This is a genomic window from Tateyamaria sp. ANG-S1, assembly GCF_000814025.1.
GTDB lineage: Bacteria > Pseudomonadota > Alphaproteobacteria > Rhodobacterales > Rhodobacteraceae > Tateyamaria.
Window position 1 is genome coordinate 644,641 of record NZ_JWLL01000003.1, and the last position, 25,717, is coordinate 670,357.

The 25,717-nt window shown below is 62.1% G+C and carries 23 protein-coding genes; 10 read left to right on the forward strand and 13 right to left on the reverse strand.

What is annotated here, in order from left to right; all coding sequences use genetic code 11:
• The first annotated feature begins 21 nt into the window (after positions 1-21).
• Positions 22-720 carry an NAD-dependent deacylase gene (locus RA29_RS05020; RefSeq protein WP_039683427.1) on the forward strand — a complete coding sequence of 233 codons (699 nt, stop codon included), beginning with the start codon at positions 22-24 and terminating at the stop codon, positions 718-720.
• 44 nt (positions 721-764) lie between these two features.
• On the opposite strand, the gene RA29_RS05025 is transcribed toward RA29_RS05020, so the two are convergent.
• The 4 genes from RA29_RS05025 to meaB all read right to left on the reverse strand — a co-directional run bounded on the left by RA29_RS05025 (position 765) and on the right by meaB (position 3,188).
• The gene (locus RA29_RS05025; RefSeq protein WP_039683431.1) at positions 765-1,253 is read right to left on the reverse strand and encodes a copper chaperone PCu(A)C; all 489 of its coding nucleotides are present in this window, start codon (positions 1,251-1,253) and stop codon (positions 765-767) included.
• Between the two features lie 45 nt (positions 1,254-1,298).
• Positions 1,299-1,640, reverse strand: coding sequence for a DUF2946 family protein (locus tag RA29_RS21740; RefSeq protein WP_052249470.1), 342 nt, complete (start codon positions 1,638-1,640; stop codon positions 1,299-1,301).
• Positions 1,641-1,777: 137 nt separating this feature from the next.
• Positions 1,778-2,068 (reverse strand): 50S ribosomal protein L28, encoded by a 291-nt coding sequence (rpmB, locus tag RA29_RS05035; RefSeq protein WP_039684004.1) that lies wholly within the window; start codon positions 2,066-2,068, stop codon positions 1,778-1,780.
• Positions 2,069-2,174: 106 nt separating this feature from the next.
• The gene (gene meaB / locus RA29_RS05040; protein ID WP_039684006.1) at positions 2,175-3,188 is read right to left on the reverse strand and encodes a methylmalonyl Co-A mutase-associated GTPase MeaB; all 1,014 of its coding nucleotides are present in this window, start codon (positions 3,186-3,188) and stop codon (positions 2,175-2,177) included.
• 73 nt (positions 3,189-3,261) lie between these two features.
• Between meaB and hrpB the strand changes: the two genes are divergently transcribed.
• The gene (hrpB, locus tag RA29_RS05045; protein WP_039683434.1) at positions 3,262-5,661 is read left to right on the forward strand and encodes an ATP-dependent helicase HrpB; all 2,400 of its coding nucleotides are present in this window, start codon (positions 3,262-3,264) and stop codon (positions 5,659-5,661) included.
• A 14-nt stretch (positions 5,662-5,675) separates the two neighbouring features.
• On the opposite strand, the gene RA29_RS05050 is transcribed toward hrpB, so the two are convergent.
• The 3 genes from RA29_RS05050 to RA29_RS05060 all read right to left on the reverse strand — a co-directional run bounded on the left by RA29_RS05050 (position 5,676) and on the right by RA29_RS05060 (position 8,814).
• Entirely contained in the window at positions 5,676-6,659 is a 984-nt protein-coding gene (locus RA29_RS05050; protein WP_039683436.1) for a 2-dehydropantoate 2-reductase, read from the reverse strand.
• Between the two features lie 4 nt (positions 6,660-6,663).
• A complete protein-coding gene (gene argF / locus RA29_RS05055) occupies positions 6,664-7,569 on the reverse strand; it encodes an ornithine carbamoyltransferase (protein ID WP_039683437.1) in 906 nt (301 codons plus the stop codon).
• 72 nt (positions 7,570-7,641) lie between these two features.
• Positions 7,642-8,814, reverse strand: a complete 1,173-nt coding sequence (locus tag RA29_RS05060) for an aspartate aminotransferase family protein (RefSeq protein WP_039684008.1) — start codon at positions 8,812-8,814, stop codon at positions 7,642-7,644.
• 248 nt (positions 8,815-9,062) lie between these two features.
• Here RA29_RS05060 and RA29_RS05065 point away from each other — a divergent pair, with 248 nt between their 5' ends.
• Positions 9,063-9,968, forward strand: a complete 906-nt coding sequence (locus RA29_RS05065; RefSeq protein WP_039683439.1) for a DMT family transporter — start codon at positions 9,063-9,065, stop codon at positions 9,966-9,968.
• Between the two features lie 93 nt (positions 9,969-10,061).
• Positions 10,062-10,634, forward strand: a complete 573-nt coding sequence (locus RA29_RS05070; RefSeq protein ID WP_039683441.1) for a GcrA family cell cycle regulator — start codon at positions 10,062-10,064, stop codon at positions 10,632-10,634.
• 76 nt (positions 10,635-10,710) lie between these two features.
• Here the strand turns inward: RA29_RS05070 and cueR are convergent, their stop codons facing one another.
• Together cueR and RA29_RS05080 are read right to left on the reverse strand one after the other, a co-directional pair.
• Positions 10,711-11,100, reverse strand: coding sequence for a Cu(I)-responsive transcriptional regulator (gene cueR, locus RA29_RS05075; protein WP_039683443.1), 390 nt, complete (start codon positions 11,098-11,100; stop codon positions 10,711-10,713).
• Complete coding sequence (locus RA29_RS05080) at positions 11,097-13,490, reverse strand: heavy metal translocating P-type ATPase (protein WP_039683446.1); 2,394 nt, start codon at positions 13,488-13,490, stop codon at positions 11,097-11,099. Before RA29_RS05080 ends, cueR begins: the two co-directional genes overlap by 4 nt.
• A gap of 131 nt (positions 13,491-13,621) precedes the next feature.
• Here RA29_RS05080 and RA29_RS05085 point away from each other — a divergent pair, with 131 nt between their 5' ends.
• The 6 genes from RA29_RS05085 to mdoH all read left to right on the forward strand — a co-directional run bounded on the left by RA29_RS05085 (position 13,622) and on the right by mdoH (position 22,674).
• Positions 13,622-15,271, forward strand: a complete 1,650-nt coding sequence (locus tag RA29_RS05085; protein ID WP_039683448.1) for a thiamine pyrophosphate-binding protein — start codon at positions 13,622-13,624, stop codon at positions 15,269-15,271.
• The gene (locus RA29_RS05090; RefSeq protein ID WP_039683451.1) at positions 15,255-16,472 is read left to right on the forward strand and encodes a CoA transferase; all 1,218 of its coding nucleotides are present in this window, start codon (positions 15,255-15,257) and stop codon (positions 16,470-16,472) included. Before RA29_RS05085 ends, RA29_RS05090 begins: the two co-directional genes overlap by 17 nt.
• A 173-nt stretch (positions 16,473-16,645) precedes the next feature.
• Complete coding sequence (locus RA29_RS05095) at positions 16,646-17,992, forward strand: tetratricopeptide repeat protein (RefSeq protein WP_039683452.1); 1,347 nt, start codon at positions 16,646-16,648, stop codon at positions 17,990-17,992.
• Between the two features lie 43 nt (positions 17,993-18,035).
• The gene (locus RA29_RS05100; protein WP_039683454.1) at positions 18,036-19,304 is read left to right on the forward strand and encodes an OpgC domain-containing protein; all 1,269 of its coding nucleotides are present in this window, start codon (positions 18,036-18,038) and stop codon (positions 19,302-19,304) included.
• Positions 19,304-20,830, forward strand: coding sequence for a glucan biosynthesis protein G (locus tag RA29_RS05105; RefSeq protein ID WP_039684010.1), 1,527 nt, complete (start codon positions 19,304-19,306; stop codon positions 20,828-20,830). Before RA29_RS05100 ends, RA29_RS05105 begins: the two co-directional genes overlap by 1 nt.
• Positions 20,827-22,674 carry a glucans biosynthesis glucosyltransferase MdoH gene (mdoH, locus tag RA29_RS05110; RefSeq protein WP_152612933.1) on the forward strand — a complete coding sequence of 616 codons (1,848 nt, stop codon included), beginning with the start codon at positions 20,827-20,829 and terminating at the stop codon, positions 22,672-22,674. Before RA29_RS05105 ends, mdoH begins: the two co-directional genes overlap by 4 nt.
• Before the next feature lie 436 nt (positions 22,675-23,110).
• Here mdoH and RA29_RS05115 read toward each other — a convergent pair whose 3' ends face one another.
• The 4 genes from RA29_RS05115 to RA29_RS05130 form a co-directional block, all read right to left on the reverse strand.
• Positions 23,111-23,629 (reverse strand): rhodanese-like domain-containing protein, encoded by a 519-nt coding sequence (locus tag RA29_RS05115; RefSeq protein ID WP_241462549.1) that lies wholly within the window; start codon positions 23,627-23,629, stop codon positions 23,111-23,113.
• 1 nt (position 23,630) lies between these two features.
• Positions 23,631-24,155 (reverse strand): YHS domain-containing (seleno)protein, encoded by a 525-nt coding sequence (locus RA29_RS05120; protein WP_039684016.1) that lies wholly within the window; start codon positions 24,153-24,155, stop codon positions 23,631-23,633.
• A 143-nt stretch (positions 24,156-24,298) separates the two neighbouring features.
• Positions 24,299-25,087 carry an SseB family protein gene (locus tag RA29_RS05125; RefSeq protein ID WP_039683456.1) on the reverse strand — a complete coding sequence of 263 codons (789 nt, stop codon included), beginning with the start codon at positions 25,085-25,087 and terminating at the stop codon, positions 24,299-24,301.
• Positions 25,084-25,665, reverse strand: coding sequence for a uracil-DNA glycosylase family protein (locus RA29_RS05130; RefSeq protein ID WP_039683458.1), 582 nt, complete (start codon positions 25,663-25,665; stop codon positions 25,084-25,086). The genes RA29_RS05125 and RA29_RS05130 overlap by 4 nt, the downstream gene beginning before the upstream one ends.
• Between the last annotated feature and the right edge of the window lie 52 nt (positions 25,666-25,717).

Here is a 25,717-nt window from a genome sequence, read left to right on the forward strand (position 1 = left end):
CCAGCAAACAAGGAGACTCACATGTCCGCCCCATCCATTGTGATCCTGACAGGTGCCGGCATTTCCGCTGAAAGCGGGCTGGGCACGTTCCGCGACGAAGGGGGACTTTGGGCGCAGCACCGTATCGAGGATGTCGCAACGCCCGAAGGGTTCGCGCGCAATCCCCAATTGGTAGTCGATTTCTACAATGCGCGGCGCACTCAAGCGGCCGAGGCGACGCCGAACGCCGCGCATGAGGCACTGGCGCGTTTGCAATCAGAACACAGCGGATCGGTGACGCTTGTCACGCAAAACGTCGATGCCCTTCATGAAAAGGGCGGCAGCAAGACTGTGATCCATATGCACGGTGCCTTGAACTCGGCACTCTGCGGCAGGTGCGAGCATCGCTGGTCGGCCCCTTTGGAAATGACGGTTGGGCAGTCATGCCCGCACTGCGGCGCGCCGTCTGCCCGGCCGGACATCGTTTGGTTCGGCGAAATGCCCTATGAAATGGACCGCATCGAAAAAGCGCTGGCGCGAGCGGACGTGTTTGTGGCGATCGGGACATCCGGGAACGTATACCCTGCGGCGGGGTTCGTTCAATTGGCGCGTCACGCGGGCGCCCACACCATCGAGATGAACCTCGACCCCGGAGAGAATGTCGGCCTGTTCGATGACATCCGCCCAGGTATGGCGTCCCAAACTGTTCCGGCTTGGGTCAGCGAGGTGTTGTCGCAGTAAGGCGGATCAGGATCCGCCTTACCACTGATACTGCAGCGCACGGCCTAGTGGTCGTGATCGCCATGCCCGCCGTGCCCATGCGCATCTGCCGGAGGCTTACGCTCGTTATCGACCGGAATGGTGAACACCACTTCGCCCGCGTTTTCAAAGACAAGCGTGACGTCGATGCTGGCACCCTGTTCCAGTGGACCAGTCAGTCCCATCAGCATGACGTGATCCCCACCGCGTTTCATGTGATGCATATCGCCTGCTGCAATCGGAAAGCCTTCTTCGACTTCAACCATCTGCATAACGCCATCACCGGCATCAATATGGGTGTGCAATTCGACGCGAGCCGCTGCGTCAGAGCGCGCGGCAATAAGGGTATCATCCTGGCCGGTCTCGTTATGGATCATCATGAAGGCTGCTCCGGACTTTGCCGAGGGGCTGGCGGCCCGAGCGTACGGGTCCATCACCATGATACCGTCGGCAAACGCGGGAATGGAAAAGAGAGTTGCTGCAAACGTCGCAGCCAAGGTCGTGCGAAAGGACATGATGTCCTCCTGTTTCTGAATGGGATCGTGTTGGATGAGGTGGTGTCAGATCAAAACAGGAGGCGCACGCGCGGATCTATGTCGCCAGGGCGCACCGGCACGTGCAGGCGCAGACAACCAGGCCACCGCCGTCGCACTGCGCAATAGGGGGGCGGCCGGGTCCTGGAATGGCAGGACGGCTGCCAGCAGGTGGAGCACGCAGTCGGGGCACAGGTGCGGGGTCTCGGTGGGTTGCCCCTCTGCATCTATGAACACCATCGTAACCGTGGTGCCCGAACAAATCACGATGTGATCAACAGCGGTCGCTGACCCACGCGCGATCGCCGCGCTGTGGCTGGTCACCACCAACACAAGGCTGAGCAGAATGGCGTAAAAGCTGCGCGTCATGTTCTTTATCTAACGAGCATGAAACGCCGTCTCAACTGCGGCACAATGGCCTGCGCACGAACAAGACAGAGCACCACCACACAGAAGAAAACCCCGCCTGCAGGGCAGACGGGGCACTCACATTGACCAGAAAAGGATCAGGCCGTCGCGGCTTGCGCCTTTGCGATCTCTTTCTTGACCTTCAGGGCGCGGTCGGACAGCTCAACGTCCTTGGCTTTCGCCAGGAAAGCGTCCAGACCACCGCGGTGGTCGACCGAGCGCAGGGCTGCCGCCGAGATACGCAGCTTGACGCCACGGCCCAGCGTTTCGGACTGCAGCGTCACGTCGTTCAGGTTCGGCAGGAAACGCCGACGGGTCTTGTTGTTGGCGTGGCTGACATTGTTGCCAGTCATCGGGCCTTTACCGGTCAGTTCGCATACGCGCGACATGGGTTTATCCTCTTCTCCGCTTTGCCGTTTGAACCGTGTTGCGGGCCCCGAAACGACATAGGCACCGCGCAGGGTGGGCGGCGCCATCGAAATTCGTTTGGTGGCTTTAGGGGGAATCGGGCACCGGGTCAACCCGAACCGGGTCGAAATTGGCATCCAGTGCTTCCAGCATCCGCGCCGCTGCGACTGACGGTGACACGGCACCCTCTGCCACCTGTGTGCCAAGCCGTTCCATGGTCCGTTTTGCACGACTGCCATCCAGCTTCGACAGCAAGGCCGACCGCACATCCTCTTCAAACCAGTACCGCGCCTGTGCTGCACGGGTCGCCTCAAAAAACCCAGCGTCGCGTCGCCATTCGACAAGAGCCTGCATATCGGCCCACGCGGCCTCCAGCCCCTCTTCGACCAGCGCAGAAACCATCATTGCCTTGGGGTAGCCATCCGGGTCTTGCGGCCGTTTGCGCAGCAGGCGCAAGGCTCCGGCATAGTCGGCGCAGGTCCGTGTCGCCGCGGGCTTCAAGTCGCCATCGGCCTTGTTGATCAGGATCATGTCCGCCATTTCCATGATCCCGCGCTTGACGCCCTGCAACTCGTCGCCGCCCGCAGGTGCCAAGAGCAGTAGAAACAGGTCGGACATTTGCGCCACGACGGTTTCAGACTGACCAACCCCAACCGTCTCGATCAGCACAACGTCGAAACCAGCGCCCTCACACAAAGCAACCGCCTCTCGCGTCCGCCGCGCGACGCCGCCAAGATGCGTCTGGCTGGGTGACGGACGAATGAACGCACCGGCTTCGCGGCTAAGCCGGTCCATCCGCGTCTTGTCCCCAAGGATAGACCCGCCCGACCGGGCCGAGGATGGATCGACGGCCAGAACGGCCACTCGCAAACCGGCCTGCACCAATGTCATGCCAAAGGCTTCGATAAAGGTCGACTTGCCAACGCCCGGCGTGCCGGACAATCCGATGCGCAAAGCTTGCCGCTCGCGCGGTAGCGCTGCGAGAACCTCGGCCGCCTGTGCGCGATGGTCCGCGCGACCGCTCTCGACCAGGGTAATACCACGGGCAAGGGCACGGCGTTCACCTTGCGAGATGCGTTGGGACAGGTCCTTAATATCCATGGCGGCTTTCTGCGGGCGCATCCCCAAAATGTCCAGTGTTGGCGCACCCTGTCCATTGCGCCATAAGACCGACATGAGCCGCTTGCCCATCGACGACATCCTGCCCGACCTAGTGGACACCTTGCGCACGCAGGGCCGCGCCGTTCTGCAAGCACCGCCCGGAGCGGGCAAGACAACGCGCGTGCCTCTTGCAATGCTGGAGGCAGGTCTGACGCAGGGCCGTATCCTGATGCTCGAACCCCGCCGCCTTGCCGCACGCAACGCGGCGGAGCGCATGGCGCAAACCTTGGGTGAAAAAACTGGGCAAACAGTCGGCTACCGCATCCGCGGCCAAAGCGCCGTCAGCAAGGCCACACGGATCGAAGTGGTCACCGAGGGCATTCTGACCCGCATGCTCCAAGATGCGCCCGATCTGCCCGGTGTCGGTGCGGTCATCTTTGACGAATTCCACGAACGCTCACTCAATGCCGATCTCGGGTTGGCCCTGTGCCTCGAAGTGGCCGAGGCACTGCGCGACGACCTGATCCTGCTGGCCATGTCGGCCACACTCGATGCAGCGCCCGTGGCCGAAGTGATGCAGGCGCCCATCCTCACATCCGAGGGGCGCAGTTTTCCGGTTGAGCCACGCTGGCTCGACGCTCCGGTGCACAAGGCGCAGCGCTTTGAGGCGGCGATGGCAGACCTGATCCGCAGCGCCTACAAAACCGAGCCCCGCAGCCTGCTGGCATTCCTGCCGGGTGAAGGCGAGATCAAACGCACGGCCGCGCTGCTGTCAGACTTGCCAAACGTGCAACCGCTCTATGGCGCCATGGACTTCAAGGCCCAGCGCGCGGCCGTGACCCCGTCCGATGAACGCAAGATCGTTTTGGCGACGTCCATTGCGGAAACCTCTCTCACCATTCCGGATATCCGCATTGTTGTGGACGGCGGGCGGGCACGGCGGGCGCAGTTCGATCCCTCGTCCGGCATGTCCCGATTGATCACCGAACGAGTGACACGGGCCGAGGCGACGCAGCGGGCGGGCCGCGCCGGGCGGGTTGCGCCTGGGGTCGCATACAAGCTGTGGACCAAGGGCGAAGATGGCGCACTTGCCGCCTTTCCGCCGCCGGAAATCACGGCAGGCGATCTATCTACCTTCGCTCTGGAGCTTGCCATCTGGGGTGCACGCGAGACCGATTTGCGTTTTGTCACGGCACCGCACGAGGGCCGTTTGGCCGAGGCCCGAAATCTGTTGCACATGCTGGGTGCACTGGACAGCCAAGGCAGAATTACGGATCACGGGCGTTTGCTGGCGCGCCAACCCCTGCATCCGCGCCTGGCGCATATGCTGGTGAAGGCGGGCAGACAGGCCGCTCCGATAGCAGCCCTGCTGGCAGATCGAGATCCTCTACGTGGTCTAGGCGTCGACCTAAACCTGCGTTTGCGGGCCATCAAAAAACCCACGGATTTTGGCGGTGCTGTGCATCACGGTGCCGTAGCCCGCATTCGTGACGAGGCGACGCGGCTGGCCAAAGGCCACAATGACCGGACGCAGATAAGCGCCGCAGCGATGGCAGCGCTCGCCTATCCGGACCGCATCGGAAAACGGCGCCCGGGGGATGCACCCCGCTACGTGCTGTCCGGCGGCAAGGGAGCGATCCTGCCGGACGCAGATGGGCTGGCGGGCCAAACCCTCATCGTCGCAACAGACCTAGACGGCAACCCGCGTGAAGCAAAGATCAGGCAAGCCGCAGCGCTGTCACTGTCGGAGTTGGAAGACCTCTTTCCCGACCAAATCGCCTGGAGCGACACCTGCCACTGGTCCAAGCGCGACGGCGCGGTTCTGGCGCGCACCCAACGGCAATTCGGCGCGCTCGTCCTCGACAATCGCCCATGGCACGACGCTCCAGACGACGCGATCGCACGCGCGATGCTCGATGGAGTGCGACAGCTCGGATTGCTGCCGTCGAAAGGCGCGCAACGGCTCTTGGCCCGCGCTGCCCTGATGGCCGATGACTTTCCCGACACCAGCCCAGAGACGTTGATGCAGACTTTGGATGACTGGCTGTTGCCACATCTGTCTGGCGTTCGAAGCGCTGCGGACTGGAAAGGCTTCGATATTCTGCCAGCGCTTCAATCGCATCTCGGTTGGAACAATATGCAACGGCTGGACAAGTCCGTGCCGGGTCACTTCGAAACCCCGCTGGGCCGCCGCGTGCCAATCGACTACGACGATGCGGTGCCAGGTGTTTCGGTCCGCCTGCAAGAGATGTTTGGCGTTACGCGACATCCGATGGTTGGCAAGGCGCCGCTGCAAATCACCCTACTGTCCCCCGCGCAGCGCCCGGTTCAAGTGACCTCGGATCTGCCCGGTTTCTGGGCGACGTCCTATGCTGATGTGCGCAAGGATATGCGCGGGCGCTATCCCAAGCATCCATGGCCCGAAGATCCAACCGAAGCAAACCCGACACTGCGCGCAAAACCACGCCAGTGATTGGGCAACGGCCTTCAACCCCGGATTTGCTGCGGTGTCAGGCCCGGCGGACCAGTCCCGGCCGCCTCGGCCTGCCGGATCAAACTGCACATACGCGCGTTCAGAGGTGCCTGTTTCCCGTGACGATCCGCAAGGGCAATGATCGCCCCTTGCAAGGCGTCAATTTCGGTGTGTCGCCCCCGCTTCAAATCCTCCCACATTGAGGATCTGGCATGGACATCAATGGTCAGCATCTGCGCCGCGATCCGACGAAAAATCGGTGTGGGCAGGCGCAGGATATGCGGGATGAGACGCGGCGGGGCGGCTGTTGTCTTGGCCGGCGCGATTCCGGCAACGGCCAGGATGCGTAAGGCTTCGGCCATCTGATCCGCCATCAAACGGCGCCAGCTACGGTCCTGCAGTTGCGTGAGCAAGGGACGATCAGACAAGGCGTTGATCGCATTGCCGAGGTTGATCAGGAGCTTGCCCCACTGCACGGCTTCAATGTCCTCAACAGGGCACCAGTTCAGCGTCCGGGTTGAGAAGTCGGGTAGCGGCCCAGCTTCGACCAAAATGTCGCCGGACGTTGCCCGATGATAATGCGCCGGACCTTCCGCCATGACGTTGAAAGGAACCATTGCCGCGCGCACATCTGCAGCAGGCAGCGCAGCCCGCAAAATACCAGCGTTTTCAACGCCGTTCTGCAAGCTTATGACCTGAGCACTGGGTGCGTGCCGCGCAATCTCTGTCGCCATCGCAGCGGTGTCACCGGATTTCACACAGACGAGGACCACCTCTGCGTCGTCAAAGGCATCAGCGGGTGCGTCCACCATGCGCGGTGCGGGCAAACGCACATCGTGCCCGTCAAAGTCCGTCAACCGCAGCCCATCGTCGGCGCATGCGGCGATCACACGCGACCGCGCAAGGAAACGCACGTCATGTCCCGCAAGGGCAAGCAAACCACCCACGTAGCAGCCAATGCTGCCAGCCCCTGCGACCGCTATGCGTGGCTTGGTCACCGCGTCAGGTACCCAGACACCAACGCATGATCGCCTTTTGTGCGTGCAGACGGTTCTCGGCCTCGTCGAAGATAACGGAGTGCGGCCCATCCATCACCTCCGACGTCGCCTCGTCATCGCGGTGGGCTGGCAGGCAGTGCATGAACAGGCTGTCCGGCTTGGCCTTGGCCATCAGGTCGGCGTTGACCTGGTAGCCGCGCAGCTGGTTGTGCCGCCGCTCGCGCGCCGATTGCGGGTCGTGCATGCTGACCCAGGTGTCCGTGACAACCAGATCAGCGCCCTGCACTGCAATGTGCGGATCCCGCTCGGTCGTGTAGAGGCCATCAAGCGCGGGTTCCGGGTCCAGCGGCTCAGGGCCGGTGAATGTCAGATCAAAGTCGAACTGCTTCGCGGCATGTGCGAAGCTGGCAAAGACGTTATTGCCGTCGCCCGACCACACCACCTTCTTGCCCTTGATGGGCCCACGATGCTCTTCAAAGGTCATAACGTCGGCCATGATCTGGCATGGATGGGTCCGATTGGTCAGCCCGTTGATGACAGGCACCGAAGCATATTCCGCCATCTCCAGCAGCGTTGCCTCCTCAAACGTGCGGATCATGATGAGGTCGACATAGCGGCTGAGCACGCGGGCTGTGTCCGCAATTGTTTCGCCGTGACCAAGCTGCATATCGCTGCCCGACAGCACCATGGTCTGCCCGCCCATCTGACGCACGCCCACGTCAAAGGAAACTCGGGTTCGTGTGGATGGTTTTTCAAAGATCAGCGCGACCATGTGCCCGGCCAGCGGCTGGTCATCGTCCAGTGCTCCCTTCGGCCGACCGGCGCGCGCGGTTTTCATGGCATGGGCGCTGTCGATGATTTTGCGCAGTTCGGGTTGATCGGTTGTGTGGATGTCCAGGAAATGGGTCATTCTGTAACTCTTGATTGGAGAGCGCCGAGGGCCAGCCCCCGGACCCCCGGGATTTTTCTGAAACAGGGAAGATCAGGCGGCAACGGCCTGCGCCGCTGCATCGAGGCGCGTGATGGCCTCTCCGATCTCTTCATCGGTGATGTTCAATGGCGGCAACAGCCGGATCGTGTTATCTGCCGCCGGTACGGTGATGACATTGTGCGCGTAGCCTGCAGAAACGACGTCCCCGCAGGCTGCCTTGCACTTGATGCCCATCATCAGGCCGGAACCGCGGACCTTTTCAAAGACGTCCGGATGGGCAGCGATCAGTCCTTCCAGCTTTTGGCGCAGCAATCCCGCCTTTCGGTTGACGTCGTCGAGGAAGGCCGGGTCGCTCACAATGTCCAACACGGCGCATGCCACGGCGCAGCCCAAAGGGTTACCGCCATAGGTGGAACCGTGCGTGCCTGCGGTCATGCCGCTCGCTGCCTCTTCGGTCGCCAGAACGGCCCCGAGGGGGAAACCGCCACCGATGCCCTTGGCGACCATCATGATGTCCGGTTCGATCCCGGCCCATTCATGAGCAAAAAGCTTGCCGGTCCGGCCTACGCCGCACTGCACCTCGTCCAGGATCAGCAGGATGCCCTTTTCATCGCAGAGGTCGCGCAGACCTTTGAGGCACTGATCGGGCACGGGAATGATCCCGCCCTCGCCCTGCACCGGTTCGATCAGGATGGCGGCGGTTTCATCGGTGATGGCGGATGCGATGGCGTCATGGTCACCGAATGTCAGATGCGTGAAACCCGGCAAGAGCGGGCCAAAGCCCTTGGTCATCTTTTCCGATCCGGCAGCCGCGATCCCGGCCGAGGACCGGCCATGGAAGCTGCCGGAGAAGGTGATGATGTCGACCTTTTCCGGATGCGCTTTGTCGTACCAATATTTGCGTGCCATCTTCACAGCCAGCTCGCAGGCTTCGGTGCCGGAGTTCGTAAAAAATACAGTGTCGGCAAAGGTTGCATCAACCAGCTTGTCCGCAAGCGCCTGCTGCTGTGGGATGTGATAGAGGTTGGAGGTGTGCCACAGCGCACCCGCCTGCTCCGTCAAAGCCGCGGTTAACGCGGGGTGCGCATGACCCAAAGCGTTCACCGCAATCCCGGCCCCAAGGTCAAGAAAACGTCGGCCATCTGCCTCGATCAGCCAGGCGCCCTCGCCTTTGACAAAGGTCAAAGGAGCGCGGTTGTAGGTTGGCAGAACGGACGTGATCATGCGGATCATCCTTTTTGAAAGCCAATGCGTCAGAGCACGTTGGTGCATGAGGCAAAGGTCGGGGTCAACAATTTTGAGAGTGGGGGCGTGCCAAGACGGCACAATGGATCAGTCGCAGGTCTTAGCTGCGTCGCACGGCTCGTCGGAGGGTGGTCAAACTGATCATGCGGCGGTCTTACGGCAGACAGCACACTCTTACCAGCAAAAACGCACTTGCGCTTGCTGCCGTAGAAGCGCACCCATCTCGCATGTTTGCGCCCAAGGCCCAGAACCCCGCCCTCGCGACGATTTTGATTGTCTGCGCCTGCGCTTTCATTGCCGCGACGACTCTGTTTGCGAAGGCTTTGGGCACAGAACAATTTGGAACGGCGCTCCACCCTTTCCAAATCAGCTTTGGGCGCTTCCTGTTCGCCTTCCTGACCGTTAGCAGCGTCGCACTCGTGCTGCGACCAAACCTGCAAAGGCCCCACCTGGGTCTACATCTGGCGCGGACCACAAGCGGCTGGGCAGGTGTCACCCTCATGTTCGCATCCGTGGCCTATATCCCACTCGCGGACGCGACGGCCATTTCCTTCCTCAATCCGGTGTTCGGTATGATCCTTGCGATCCCGCTGTTGGGTGAGCGCGTGGGCAAGTGGCGTTGGCTGGCAGCCGCCATCGCCCTTGTGGGTGCCATGATCCTGCTGCGGCCAACACCTGAAAGTTTCCAACCTGCAGCATTGCTGGCCTTGGGCGCGGCCATGGCGCTGGGGCTCGAGTTGAGCTTCATCAAGAAACTGACCAGGCGTGAGGGACCATTCTCGATCCTGTTGGTCAACAATGCGATCGGGCTGTGCATCGCAGGTTTCGCCGTCTCCTTTGTCTGGGTCCCGCCCAGCGCGGCGCAATGGGCGTTGATGGCGGGGGTCGGATGCGCGATGGCGGCAGCGCAGGCCTGCTTTGTGAACGGCATGGCGCGCGCTGATGCAAGCTTTGTTGCGCCCTTTAGCTACGCCACGCTGATTTTCGCAGCCCTCTACGACATCGCGTTTTACGGCGTGATCCCGGATGGCATTACCATTCTGGGTGCCGGGATCATTATTGCAGGCGCGCTGCTCTTGGCGATCCGGGAGGGACGACGCACCACGCCAGAAGAAAAAGGTCCTCCCTTGTAACTTCGACGCACGTGACTAGAATGGGATGCTAACACTCAATGAGACACAAAGGCGGCCCCGCGTGAGGCCGCTTTTTAAATCGGAAAGCTGCTGATGTCCTGGACCGACGAACGCGTTGAACTCTTGAAGAAAATGTGGGGCGAGGGCCAGTCGGCCAGCCAGATCGCCAAGGAGCTTGGCGGCGTGACCCGCAACGCGGTCATTGGCAAGGTGCACCGGCTTGGCCTGTCGAACCGCGCCGGCGGCGGCGGTGCGACGACGGCAAAGGCGGATGCAAAGCCGAAAGCAGCGCCCAAGGCCAAGGCCGAGCCGAAACCGCAGCCCAAGACGGAACCGGCAGTCAAACCTGTGCCCGTCCCCGAGACAAAAGCCGCCGTTCCCGCCCGCAAGCAGATCATCCCCGCAGGCCAACCCCTGCCCCCGCAGCCGTCGGCCAACGAGATCAGCCCTGAGGCGCTGGCCAAGGTCAACGAGGTGGAGAAGAAGGCTAAGAAGATCAGCCTGATGGAGTTGACCGAGCGGACCTGCAAATGGCCCGTTGGCGACCCGGCGACGGACAATTTCTGGTTCTGCGGTCTGCCGGTGCAACAGGGCAAACCCTATTGCGAAGCGCATGTGGGTGTTGCGTTCCAGCCCATGTCGTCACGCCGCGACCGCCGCCGCTGATCCACCGGCCGCCTGACGGCGACGACATATTTCAGGGGGGCGCTGCCCCCGGCCTGCGGCCTCCCCCGTGGTATTTTCAGTCAGAAGAAGACAGGCTGTTCAGGATGGGACAGTCTGGTCTGTTATCACCTGCGCAGGTTTTGACCAGATGGCCCAACGTGTCGCGCATGGCCGTAAGGTCCGCGATCTTGGTTTCAATGGCACTCAGGTGTTCCTGCGCGATCTTGCGGACATCGGCGCTGGCGCGGTCCCGGTCTTCCCATAACTCCAGCAGGGATCTGCAATCCTCGACCGAAAATCCAAGCGCCCGTGCGCGGGCGAGAAATGTCAGTTGATGGATATGCGTGTCTGAAAAAGAACGATACCCATTGTCCCCGCGGTCGGGAGTGATCAAACCGATATCCTCGTAGTAGCGGATCGTTTTGGCGGGCAGGTCCGTTGCCGCAGCGGCTTGCGAGATATTCATGCGGCCCCCTTGGTGCACAAGCGCAGCGCGTTGGTGACGACAAAAACGGATGAGAGCGCCATCGCCAGCGCTGCGAGTGCAGGTGATAGCTGCGGACCACCAAATGGCACTAGAATGCCAGCGGCCACCGGAATCAGGGCAGTGTTGTAGACAAATGCCCAGCCCAGGTTTTGCCAGATGTTGCGCAGCGTCGCGGCACTCATGCGCAGGGCGCGCAACACCGCCGCAGGCTCAGGAGACATCAGCACCACATCGGCCGCCTCAATCGCCGCGTCCGTGGCCCCATTTACCGCAAGGCCCACATCCGCAGAGGCCAACGCAGGGGCATCGTTCAACCCATCCCCAACAAAGGTCACGCTGCCATGTTGCCTGCGCAGGTCTTCAATTGCCTGAACCTTTTGGTCCGGCTTCACACCTGCAACCACTGTTTCAATGCCAAGTTCACGCGCGACGTGTTGCGCCGCTGCCTCCGTGTCGCCCGAAATCATCGCAACGACATGTCCCTGTGCAGTGAGGGCCGCAATAGCCGATCTTGCGCCGTCTCGTACTGTGTCCCGGATGCAAAGGGCGGCAACATGCGTGCCCTCGACAGCGACATGTACAACGGTCGCACCCGTTTGCGCCCAGGTATCTGCCATCGCCATCAAGTGAGGGTCGACAGCGACCACTTCGCGGGCCAGCATGCCAGCATTGCCAACAACAACACGCTGCTGATTTACGAAAGCCACCGCACCTGCCCCCAGCGCGGCATCAAAACTGTCGACTTGCGTCGGCGTACCGGACGCCGCGCTGACCACCGCGCGCGCAAGCGGGTGCTCGGACAGGCTTTCGACGCCTGCGGCCAGGGTCAGAACCTGCTCCGAGTGCCACCCCTCCGCAACAGCGACGTCATGCAGCTTTGGCGCGCCAACCGTCAGAGTGCCCGTCTTGTCAAAGGCAATCGCCTTTGCGTCCTGCAAGAGCTGCAAGGCATCACCCTTGTGAAACAGAACCCCCAGCTCTGCGGCCCGTCCTGTGCCCACCATAACCGACATGGGCGTGGCAAGCCCCATGGCGCACGGGCATGCAATGATCAGAACAGACACAGCCGCCACAACAGCTGGAGCGAGCCCAGACAACGCCCACCACGTTACAAAGGTTAATGTCGCAATCACAAGGACTGTCGGCACGAACCACGCCGTGATGCGATTGACCAAAGCCTCGACCGGCAGCCGTGCGGCCTGCGCATCGCGGGTCAGTGCCGTGATGCGCGCAAGGACCGTATCCTCGCCCACATGGGTCGCGCGCAGTGTCAGGCTGCCCGTCGTCGCAACCGTTCCGCCGGTTATCTGATCGCAGGGCTGCTTTAGAACCGGCACAGGCTCACCCGTCAGCATGCTTTCGTCGATGTGGCTATAGCCATCCACGACCACACCATCGACAGGAACGCGACCGCCGGGACGCAAGCGCAGCATATCACCGACCACCACGTTCGTGAGCGGGACATGCTCCGTCCCCCCATCGACAACACGCTCAGCCTGTTCGGGGCGCAACGACAAAAGACGGCGCACGGCATCACCGGTGCGCCCCTTCGCGCGCGCTTCCAGCCAACGCCCCATCAGGATCAAAGTGACGATGACGGCGGCAGCTTCGAAATACACACCGGCTGGCGGCAGGACACCGGGCGCAAGGACCGAGAAAGCCGAGAACCAGAATGCAGCACCCGCGCCCAAGGCCACAAGCGCGTCCATGTCTGGACGCGCCTTGAGCAGATTTGGAAACCCGCGCCGGAAAAACCCAGCACCAGGTCCGGCCAAGACAATGCCTGTCAGCAGCAGTTGAAACAGATGGCTGTTTGTCGTGCCAATGGTGCGCATCACCCAGTGATGCAGAGGCGGATAGGCATGCCCCCCCATTTCAACCAGAAAGATGGGCAGGGTCAGAAGACCCGCGAAAACAAATCGGCGAAACAGGGCCGACACCTCATCGCTGCTGTCTATCTGGCGCACCTTTTCAGAGGTGTCCGCAGGATAGCCAGCACCGCGCAACGCCGCGTGCACCGGCGCGTCGGGTCCAAGCATTTCAATGACGACCGTCTTGGTTGGCAGCCGCGCATCGGCGCGCACAACCCCCGGAACGGACCGCACCGCTGCCTCGATCCGCCCAACGCAAGAGGCGCAGGACATCCCAGGCACAGCAAGCTCAACGCGGTGCAGTTCTGCCGGATAGCCTGCATCGCCCATCACCCGCATCACATCCGACGCCGCAACGCCCGACACGCGCGCGCTGTGATCAGCCAGGTTCACACGCGCATCCCGTGCGCCGGGCATCGCAGCCAGCGCCGCCTCGGCCCGCCCAACGCACGATGCGCAGTTCAGGCCGGACACACCAAAAGTCAAAACATCACTCATACCGCACGCATAAGGCTTCCAGTGACTGGAAGGTCAAGCCCTGAGTGAAACAAACCATGGCGGAGGTGTGAGTTGTGCGTCAGCCTTGACCATGACAGGAAGACGCGGTGCCGACATTTGGAAGATGACCGATGAAAGACATCCCCCCCTCCTCTCCCCGCGCAGCGGACGTTCTGGCGACCAGGCTCTATGACGCTGGTTGCCGTTTCGCCTTTGGCATGCCGGGGGGCGAGGTTCTGACAATTGTGGATGCGCTGGAACGCGCAGGCATCCGGTTCATCCTGTGCAAGCACGAAAACGCGGCTGCGTTCATGGCCGAAGGGGCATGGCACCGGACCGGCGCGCCCGGAATTCTCGTGGCCACAGTGGGCCCCGGCGCGCTGAATGGCGTGAACGCAGTCGCAAACGCCCATCAGGACCGCGTGCCGCTGATCGTTCTTGCGGGCTGCGTAGATGCAGACGAGGCGCAAACCTACACGCACCAGGTCCTGGATCAGACACAAGTCTTCCGGCCTATCACCAAGGCAACGTTCACCTTGAACACCGGTGCAGCCCACGTGATCGCTGACAAAGCGGTGGGCATCGCGCTGGAAGGTCGGCCCGGACCCGTCCACATCGACGTGCCGATCACCGTTGCGGTCACACCGGTCACGCCTGAACTTCCGGCGCGGCGCGCAGCGGCCGAGCCTGTGGTCCCCGCACCTGCAACACTGGCGCAGATGCGCGCCTTTCTCGCCAAGGCAGACCGGCCTATCTTGATTGTCGGCGTTGACGCTCTGAATCAAGGGTTCGACACGCGCCAGCAGGACATGTCATCGGCGCTCAAGGACTTTGTCGAAACCTTCAACGTGCCGGTCATCACCACATACAAGGCCAAGGGCCTATTGCCTGAGGACCACCCTCTCGCATTGGTCGGTGCGGGCCTGTCGCCAAAGGCAGACAACATCCTACTGCCTCTGGTACAGCGCGCCGATCTGATCATCGGACTGGGCTATGACCCCATTGAGATGCGCACCGGCTGGCGCGATTTCTACTTCCCCGGCATCCAGACCATGATCGACATCACCGCGGAGCCGAACCACCACTACATGCATCAGGCCACGATGAATGTCGTGGGTGACTGCAGTACAACCCTCGCCGCGATGGCCGAAGGGGTCACACCGCGCGACACATGGGCTGGTGATGAGGTCGCAACGGCAAAGGCCGAGTTGGCCAAGGCCTTTCCGACAGATGACGATTGGGGGCCCGCCGCAGTGATCGACACCTGCCGGACGGAACTGCCGCGTGACGTGCTGGCCACCGCGGACAGTGGTGCGCACCGAATCCTTCTCAGCCAGATGTGGGAGTGCTACGAACCCCGCGGGCTGATGCAGTCATCGGCGCTCTGCACGATGGGCTGCGCCATCCCGCTGGCCATGGGCGCGCAGGTGGCTGACCCGAACCGGACCGTTGTCAGTTTTTCGGGCGATGCAGGTTTCCTGATGGTCGCAGGCGAATTGTCGACAGCCGCTGAACTTGGGCTGAAAACCATCTTCGTCGTGTTTGTCGATGCGTCGCTCGCCCTGATCGAGTTGAAGCAACGGCAGCGTCGACTGACCAATGCAGGCGTTGATTTTGCCAAACATGACTTTGCGGCAATGGGCCGGGCCTTTGGTGGCGCGGGACACACCGTGACCTCACGCGCCGAATTGACGGCCGCCCTGACCGCAGCACAAACCGCCGATACGTTCACCGTTATTGCGGCCTTGATCGAACGGGGGGCATATGATGGCCGCATCTGAGCCGAAAGGCGCGCTTGATGGCCTCTTTGTCCTCGACCTGTCGCGCATCCTGGCCGGGCCGACCGCCACACAGCTTTTGGGCGACATGGGAGCCACCGTCATCAAGATCGAGAACCCCAAGACGGGCGGCGATGACACGCGCAGCTGGGGTCCGAACTATGCGCGCGACCGCGATGGCAACCCGACGGACCTGTCGGCCTATTTCATGGCTGCCAACCGCAACAAGCAATCCGTGGCCGTGGACCTGTCAACCGACGAGGGGCAGGCCGTGGTACGCCAACTCGCCGCGCGCGCCGACGTGGTCATCGAGAATTACAAACCCGGCGGACTGGTCAAATATGGTCTGGACCACGACACACTTCTCAAAGCGCATCCTGGGCTGGTGTACTGCTCCATCTCGGGCTTCGGGCAAACAGGACCGAACCGGGACAAGCCAGGCTACGACCTGATGGCGCAGGGCTACGGCGGGATCATGTCGCTGACGGGTGAACCAAATGGAACGCCCACAAAGGTCGGCGTTGGCATCGCGGATGTCATGTGCGGGATGTACGCAACCATCGGGATTCTGGCGGCGCTGCGGCACCGTGACCAGACCGGCGAAGGGCAACATATTGACCTGAGCCTTGTGGACGCCCAGATGGCGTGGCTGATCAACGAGGGGTGCAATTACCTCGTCTCCGGCAACGTGCCCGAACGGCGCGGCAATGCGCACCCGAACATCGTGCCGTACGATGCCTTTGCCACATCCGACGGCCACGTATTGGTCGCCGTGGGCAACGACAGCCAATTCGTTCGCTTCTGCGACGCCATCGGCGCGCCGGAACTGGGGGCGGATCCGCGCTATACGACCAACCTGAGCCGCATTGAAAACCGGGTGACGCTGACCGCGTCCCTGACGCCGATCCTGGCGAAAATGACCAAGGATGAACTGCTTGCCAAAATGCACGCGGTGAAGGTGCCCGGCGGGCCAATTCATGACGTGGCAGAGGCGTTGAACTCGGATCAGGCGCAGGCCCGCGGCACGGTTGTCGCGGTGGAACGAGAGGATGTGGCGGACGGATACGTCCGGCTCTTGGCGAATCCGCTCAAGTTCTCTGCAACTCCGGTCACATACCGCCACGCCCCGCCGCGATTTGGGCAGGATACGGCAGCGGTTCTTGCAACATTAGCCCCTCAAAACACGCAAGAAAATCCTGACTGATCCAGTCGCCTTGGCCGGTTTTCGCCTGCTTTTAACGAATGTGCTGACATTTTGCTCACGGAACCGCCTACGGTGTTTCACGGTTACGTGTGTCTAGGCGTCACAACATGTCAAAGGGTCCTAGATGGTCTACACCAAAAACACGAACGCACACGGTAAGAGGTAGCGCCCCAATGATGCACGATATTTGCCAAGCGCCGGTCAGCCTGGACGACCCCGCTCTTGTTGAAGAGTGGAACGGAATGATCCACGCTTTCATGGCCCACGGCACGGCAACCCCGACGCATCTGGGTGCAGTGCTGTCCGGTGCACCCCACTTTGCCATGGGCTTCGCGGCCAAGGGGCTGTTCTCGCTCATGATGGGCCGCAAGGAGCTATGGGACGTCGCACATCAGGCAGGCAAGGATGCCGTGGCAGCGCTTGCAGTCTCGGGCGGCAGTGCCCGCGAACGCCTCTGGGTGCGCGCGCTAGGCGAATGGCTGGATGGCCGCCCCTCAGGTGCCATCGCCGCGATGGAGCGTGTTCTGGCCGAACACCCCACCGACACGCTATCGGCCAAGGTCAGCCATGCCATCCGCTTTATCCTGGGCGACGGCGTGGGCATGCGCACGTCCATCGAAAACGTGCTGGAGGCCCACAAGGGCCACGCTCTTGAAGGTTACGTTCACGGCTGTCACGCCTTCACGCTCGAAGAAACCGGCGACTACGCCGCAGCCGAAGCAGCAGGGCTCAAGGGGCTGGAGCTGGCCACTGACGACGCCTGGGGCCTGCACGCCGTAGCCCACGTCTATGACATGACGGCGCGACCCGATGCAGGTATCTCCCTGATCGAAAAAAATGTTTCAGCCTGGGATCACTGCAACAACTTCCGCTACCACGTCTGGTGGCACAAGGCGCTCCTGCACCTCGACCGGGGTGAGAATGACATCGTTCTGGCGCTTTACGACCAGCAAATCCGCGCGGACAAGACGGACGACTACCGCGACATCGCAAACGCCACGTCCCTGCTGATGCGGCTTGAGCTTGAGGGCACGCAGGTTGGCAGCCGCTGGGACGAACTGGCTGATTTCGCTCAAAACCGCACAGACGACGGCTGCCTCGTCTTTGCTGACCTACACTATCAATTGGCGCTCGGCGCCGCAGGTCGCGACGATGCGCAGGCCGCCATGACAGCACGCTTTGCCATTGATGCGGCGCGCCAGGGCGAAATGCCCGCCCGCGTCGCCGATCCGGGCAAAGCTGCTCTGGCTGGCCTCAATGCCTTTGCCGAAGGACGCTATGACGCGGCCTTCAGCGATCTCGCTGCCGCGCGGCCCACGATGCAAACCATCGGGGGCAGCCACGCCCAGCGCGACGTGTTTGAGCGGATGACCATCGACGCTGGACTGCGCTCAGGCATGTACGCCGCGACCGAGGCGCTGATCGAAGACCGGATTGCCCGGCGCGCGGGTGCCGTCGACCGTTTTGCAGCAACACGGCTCGCCGCGATCCAGGATGCCCAGCGTATCCCGGCGCAATGACGCGGGGATGGTACGCGATTGTAAGGTAAAGTAGACACCGGCCATGACTTTTGCCGATCCCACAAACGCAGCCCCGGCGCCAGCCGCGGCCGCCACAGCCAACCCGGTCCGTGTCCGCGACATCCGTCTGGATTTCTTCCGCGGCATCGCGATGTTCATCATCCTCTTTGCCCACACACCGGGCAACTTCCTAACACGCTGGATTCCCGCGCGCTGGGGGTTTTCCGACGCGACAGAGATGTTTGTGTTCTGCTCGGGCATGGCATCAGCCATTGCATTCGGGGCTACGTTCGACCGCGCCGGGTTCGCGCTTGGCACGGCCCGTGTAGGCTTTCGGATCTGGCAGGTCTATTGGGCGCATGTGGGCCTCTTTTTTGCCACGGCGGCTCTGCTTGTCTACGTCACCGACCTTGGGATCACGGACCGCAACTACTGGGGTCAGATGAACCTGTGGATGCTGTTTGTCGAAAGCGAGCATTGGGAAAACCCCAACATCCTGTTCAGCTTCATGACCCTGCAATGGGTGCCGAACCTGTTCGACATCCTGCCCATGTACATGGTGATCCTTGCGATGATGCCGCTGGTCATCGCACTTGCGCGCGTTCACCTTGGCCTGGTGGCCGCGTTCTGTATTGCAATGTGGATATTGGGCCAGCGCCGGTTCATGGAGGCGGCGGGCCTGCCCTACCTGAACTTCACGGCAGAGCCTTGGGTCGGCAATGACGATTGGCAACGCCGCTGGTTTCTGAACCCCTTCGCGTGGCAACTGGTCTTTTTCACCGGGTTTGCATTCATGCGCGGTTGGTTGCCGAAACCGCCGGTGAACGCCCTGCTGATCGGCATCGCCACTTTCATCGTGCTTGCAAACATTCCCTTCTCAAGCATCGGCGTTCGGGAAAACGGCGGCCTTGGGCTCGACTGGGCACGTGAGTGGAGAACCGAGAACCGGCAGTGGATTTCAAAATCCGACTTCGGTGTCCTGCGCTATACCCAGTTTCTCGCGCTCGCCTATCTGGCTTGGGTGCTGGCGGGGGACAAGGGCAACCGGCTGCGGGTCACGGCCACACATGCGCTGGCCCGCGTGTGGGAGAAAATACTCACCCTCATCCTGAAAGTCGGCCAACAATCGCTTGCCGTCTTCGTTGTCTCGATCTTTGTGGCCCGTTTCAATGGTTTCGCCATGGATGTGCTGGGCCGGGACACGGGAACCGTGTTGGCCGTCAATGCGTTTGGCTGCGGGGTTCTGATCCTGACCGCCTATCTGGCGGGATGGTTCAAATCGACCCCATGGAAACCAAAGGTGACCCGCTGATGATCCGACGCGAGTTTCTCGCTTCTCTGGCCGCACTGGCCGCCGCCCCCAGCGCCTCCTGGGCGCAGGACGAACCCGGTTTGCAACTGGGCGATGCAACCGCCTTCAGCCCGCAAGATGTGGTTGAACTGGCCCGGCAGAAGGCCACGCACGCGTACAAACCCCGCCCTCTGATCCCCGAAGCATGGCGAAACCTGACCTATGACCAGTATCGCAAGATCTGGTTCGACGGGCGCAACGCGCTTTGGGAAGGCACGGACGGCCCCCAGCGGATCGACGTGCTCGCACCGGGCCTCTACTACCCGCAGTCCATTCGCACCTACGTGGTCGAAGGCGATCAAGCGCGACCGATCAAGTTTGACCTGAACGTCTTTGATACAACCGACAAGTTCCCCGCCGACATGCCCGTGGATGACACGCTGGGTTATTCCGGTCTGCGCCTGCGGGCGGAGCTGCGTCAGCCAGGCATTTTCCAGGAATACGCGGTGTTTCAGGGGGCCAGCTATTTCCGGGGAATCGGCACTGGTGACATCTATGGGCTGTCCGCGCGCGGACTTGCGCTCAAAACCGGTGATCCCATGGGCGAAGAATTTCCTGACTTCACCCACTTCTGGATCGAACGCCCGGGCACAGGCGCGGCCCAGATCATCGTACACGCCCTGCTCGACAGCCCGTCGTGCACCGGTGCGTACCGTTTCGAAATCATGCCGGGCCAGCCCCTTGTCATGGAGGTCGAGGCAGAGATTTTCGCCCGTCAGGACCTGACCCATTTGGGCATCGCACCACTGACCTCCATGTTCATGTTCGATGACATGGACACGCAGCGGTTCGACGACTTCCGGCCCGCCGTGCACGACAATGACGGGTTGATGATCCACAATGGCGCGGGCGAGGTGATCTGGCGCCCGCTGGCCAACCCGCGCACCCTTCAAATCAGCGCCTTCAGCGACAACAACCCGCGGGGTTTCGGCCTGATGCAACGAGCGCGGAAATTCAGCGATTTCAATGATCTGGAGGCGCTCTATCATAAGCGTCCGGGCCTATGGGTCACACCGGGTGAGGGGTGGGGTCGCGGCTCTGTCGCGCTGGTCGAGATCCCGACAGACAGCGAAGTCTTCGACAATATTGTCGCCTACTGGCGCCCCGCTGCCGACATCCCGGCAGGCAATTCCCACCGCATGACCTACCGTCTGGACTGGGGTGCAGATCCAGCACCCACCGCCGCAATGCCACTGCGGGTCCTGAATACGGCTGCCGGTGGCAGGCCCGAAGGCGGGCGCATCTTCACCATCGATTTCGAGGATGCGCCGCACGTACCAAAGGATCTTTCGCGCATCGACAGGCTCGTCCGATCAACGACGGGCGATGTCACCGAGGGCATCATTCAGCGCAATCCCGAAACAGGCGGCCCGCGTCTAGCCTTCACCTTCACTCCGGGTGACGCCCCTTGGGCCGAATTCCGCGCACAACTGCGCCTGGACGGACAAGCGCTCAGTGAAGTCTGGCTATATAGGTGGACGACATGATGAATACCTCAATGCCCCCCCGCGCACCGCTTGCCATGCCGGCACAGGATTTCAGCAACGCACCTGTCGGTGCGGATGCAGGAACCGGTCGTCAGGACCCAATCTGGCGCATGGCCGTCTTCCTGCCCGCGCTCGCCATCACAGGCGGGGTGCTTTGGGGTCTCTATGGCCTGTTTGCGATGTCCGGCATGACCGGCTTCGAATATGTACTCCTGACCCTGATCGGCCTGACTTTCATCTGGGTGACGATTGCGGTCTCAACCGTCGGCGTGGGGCTTGCCGGTCGGCTCGACCCCAGCCGCAAGCCAGCCTCAGCCGATCCATTGGACGTGGCTCTGCTCGTCCCGGTCTATAACGAGACGCCCTGGGACGTTTTCGGCAATGCAGCCGCCATGCTTAATGATCTGACGCGGCAAAAGGGTGGGCACAGCTACAGCCTTTTCATTCTCAGCGACACCACGGATGACGCCATCGCGGCGCAGGAATGGGACGCCTTTCAAGCGCTGCGCGCCCGGGCACCGCTGCCCGTCCACTATCGCCGCCGCGCCCAGAACACGGACAAGAAAGTTGGCAACCTAGTCGACTGGATCACCGGCTGGGGCGCGTCTTACGAGGCGATGCTGGTGCTCGACGCAGACAGCCTGATGACCGGCCGCGCCATCGACCGGCTCTCGACCGAACTGGCGGCCGACCCCAAGGCTGGACTGATCCAGAGCTTCCCGCAGCTGATCGGCGCCAACACGGTCTTTGCCCGGATGCAGCAGTTTTCCAACATCGCCTATGGCTGGCTTCTGGCCGAGGGCCTTGCCCACTGGGCACGGACCGAAGGCAACTACTGGGGCCACAACGCGATCATCCGCACCCGTGCCTTCGCCTCCTCTGCCGGCCTGCCCTACCTGCGCAGCCTGTCGGGACGGCCCGACCTGATCCTCAGCCACGACTTTGTCGAAGCGTCTCTTCTGCGCCGCTCAGGCTGGCGCGTGCGCTTCCTGCCCCGCATCTCCGGCAGTTTCGAAGAAACGCCCGGCACGCTTATCGACTACGTCATTCGCGACCGACGCTGGTGCCGCGGAAACCTCCAGCACCTGCGCCTGCTGGCAACCCGTGGCCTGCACCCAGTTAGCCGCTTCCACCTGTTCCAGGGGGCCGCCGCCTACCTGATGTCGCCCGCATGGTTCGTGCTTCTGATCTTCTGGGCGCTTCTGGGCCGCGACGCAGAAACCAACGTGATATCCTACTTCAACGAGGCGAACCCGCTCTTCCCGAACTGGCCCCCGGCCATGACACATATCGACAGCGCAATCTTCCTGGTGGTGATGTACGCGATGCTGCTTCTGCCCAAGATCACGTCGGCCCTGATCATCGCTGCCAACGGCAAGGCCGTGCGGCTCTTCGGCGGGCGCCGCGTCTTTGCAGGCGCTGTGCTGACCGAACTGGCGCTCTCCGTGGCCTATGCCCCCATCATGATGATCCAGCAAACCAAGGCCGTGATCGGCGGCCTGATCGGACGCGGCGGCTGGACACCGCAAAGCCGCACGGCCCAGGCCTATCCGATAAAGACCCTAGTCCAGTTCCACTGGATCGAATCTCTGATTGGCGGACTTCTCTTTGTGGGTCTTGGGATGGGTCTGGTATCGTGGTGGCTGATCCCCATCGCGGTCAGCCTCGCCTTCGCGGTGCCACTGTCGGGTTTCAGCGCCTACCCTCTTGCACAGATCAGTCTGTCCGGCCTCCGGCTCGACAACCCGCTGACGCTGCGCGAACCGGCCATCGTGGCCAACGCCCGCACCGCCCGCGCCGAAATGCGCGCCACAATCGAAGCACCGAAAATAGCGGCGGAGTAATACTAGACGATTTCCGGATCACGTGATCCGGTACGGGGTGACCAGCTCGTTTTGATGGTCAGTATCTTGCGGACCACAGATTGCGTCTGGTTTCCCAGCTGGGAAAACCTTGCGGGCATCTGATCCACGGGGTGGCTGGCAGCTTTTACTTCGCCAAAGCAGCCCTTGCCACTGGCCGCGTCTGCCTGCGCAGCCGCGGCCTCTTTGTCTCGGAGCCAGCGTCGCTTGATCGACGTGGGACAGGACGATGGCGCATTGCCAAGGAAAATCGCCGAGGGATCCCGCCATGGCGGGGATACGGCTATTTTCCTTGGGAAGGTGTCAGCGTTCTGTCACGCCAAAGATCATGCGGGGCTGGATCAGAGACAAAGGTTTTGTCTTGGTGAAGCCGAAGCCAAAATCAAAAATGTCGTGCGCCGTCAGGCGCGCAATCGGATCACCCCGGTTCAGGTGCCCACGCAACAATTGGCAAACCACGCTTCAACCAGCCCGGTCCCGCACCCGAACCCAACATACCCTCAGGCACGTCGATGATCGCCGTGAAACCGGCAGCAGTCAGGCGACGGCTCAAGCCGCGCGAGCGGACCCCACGCGCGCAGATCAGCGCAACAGGCGCATCAGTGCGCCCCGCCGTATGCGTCAGCAAGACATCCTCGAAATCTTTACGGCGCATGTCGATGGGAACGGCCCCTTCCCCCACGCCCGTGCGCCGCCATTCATCCGGACGACGAATGTCAATGAGGAGCACGCGCCCGCTCAGCGCCGCTGCATGTGCGTCAGGGACGCTCAACGTCCCCTCGGCCCCGGCCTCGGCAGACAAATTGTACCAGCGCGCCGCAAACACAGCGCCCCCAACAATCGTCCCACCCGCTAAAAGCCCAAAGCCCCGGCGCGTCATCCGCGCCGGGGCCATTGCCCGATGATCGGTTTGGTCCGTGCCGGGCACGTCGTTCACATCACGACTTCGGCGCAGCACTCGTGAACTGCGGGATCGTGCGGTCAGATGCGGGGTCTTCCTCAATGCTCACCCAGTTCGTTTCAGACAGGGTGATGTTGCCCGGGATGTCTTCTTCCCAGAAGCCCACAACGTTCTCAGTGATGTTCAGGTACAACTTATCATCGACAATACGCCACAGATACGGGTTGGCAGGCACCTTACCGCCCTTGGCTACACCATAAGCGCAATGCCCGTCATACTGCGGCGCAAAACGGGCAGGATCGGCGACGAACTTGTCCCGGTTCTCTTCGGTCGAGAACGCGAATGTCGCGCCGTTGTATTCGGCGGTGATGTCGGCATTGCCCGCGACAGGGGCCGTCTGGGTCTGACCGACAGGTTTCATCTCAAGATCGAAGTAGGCAACGACATCATAGCCCGACACGGCAAAGCCGGTCTCGTCAACATACTGGTCACCGGCCATAGCAGCGGTACCAAGGGTCAGGGCGCTTACAGCCGCCGCGACGGCCAAAGTGAAACGGTTCATCATCTGCGAAATCCTCTGTGAAACGGGGCGCGCTGCATGTGTTCGCAACGCATCATGCGATAATACGACCGATTGGTCCAGAATTTCAGCCCGCCTCGCGCCGATGTGAGCAGACGCGGGAATACGTGATCGTAGGTCGCGCCTCAGCGCAGCCGCGGGGGGCGCTCCGGGTCCATCCCCGGGGCAACCGGATCGGGCGAACGTGCGGGTGCAGGCTGCGGCAGATCAAAACGTAACCCGACACGCGCCAATCGCTCCGTCACCGGATCGCGTGCATCGAAAAAGCCGACATCCATCGCCCCGGCCTCGATCCCGGAAAAGGTCAGCGCTTCGGACGCCGCACGCGCCAAGGCATCTTCCGCACCCGGCGCGGCCCCGACAAAGGCCAGCAAATGGCCGCGCGCGCCCTCGGCATCGGTCGTGCCCACCAGATAGGCCGCCTGCGCCAAGCCGGTCGCCGTTGCCAGTTTGGTGTCAATCGCGGTGATCAATAGATCGGGCAAACCCGCGGGGGCGGTCACTTCCGCAAGCTGCGCCTCAACCTCATCCGGAGCATGACCGAGCGTCTGCGCCAACCACTGCACACCGTCGGCATCCAGCAAAAAAGACGACGGGGCCACATCCAGATTCAGGCCCAGCCCAAGCCCCTGCTCCGCCAACAGGCCCGCAATCACGCGGCCGGATAGCGCGACATAGGGGGCTTCTGCCCCGACAAAGGCAGCAAGACGCTCTTCCCGGTCGAACACCAACACCATCGGCCCGGTCCCGGGATCAAACACCTGTGGCGTTGCCTGATCCCCGTCGCTCTCTGCCTCCAACAGCAAAAACAGCTCGGCATCACCCAACCGTTCGAAAAAACGCAGCCGCGCCTGATCGTCGTCCGGTGCCGCCTGCATCGCCGCATGCGCCTGATCCAAAACCGTTTCCGTCACGCCAAAACCTCCCTAACCCGCGCGCGCAGCACGGGCAGCACCTCATCCTCGAACCAGGGATTCTTCTTGAGCCACGCGGTATTGCGCCACGACGGATGTGGCAAGGGAAAGGCCCGAGGCGCAAAGTCGCGCCAGCCTGCCACAGTCTCGCGCACAGACTTCCGCGTGCCCAGATGCCAGGACTGCGCATAGCCACCGATTAACAGAACAAGTGGCACGTCCCCCACATCCGCCATCACCCGATCCCGCCACGTCGCCGCACAAACCTTGGGCGGTGGTCGATCCGACCCCTTGGCGTCATAGCCGGGAAAACAGAACGCCATAGGCACGATGGCGAGCTTGTCGCGGTCATAGAACGTCGCTTCATCCATGCCCAACCAATCGCGCAAGCGATCGCCCGATGGATCGGTAAACGGCTTGCCGCTCTCATGCACCCTTGCGCCGGGCGCCTGCCCTGCAACCAGAATCCGCGCACCGGGCTTGAACCACACCACGGGGCGCGGGCTGTGCCCCGTCTCGGTCGCGGCAAAGCGGTCGGCACACAAGGTGCAGGCGCGGATGTCATCGGTCAAAGCCATGGCAAAGACCTAAGCCGCATCAGACACTTGGGCAATCATTTCGATGAAATTC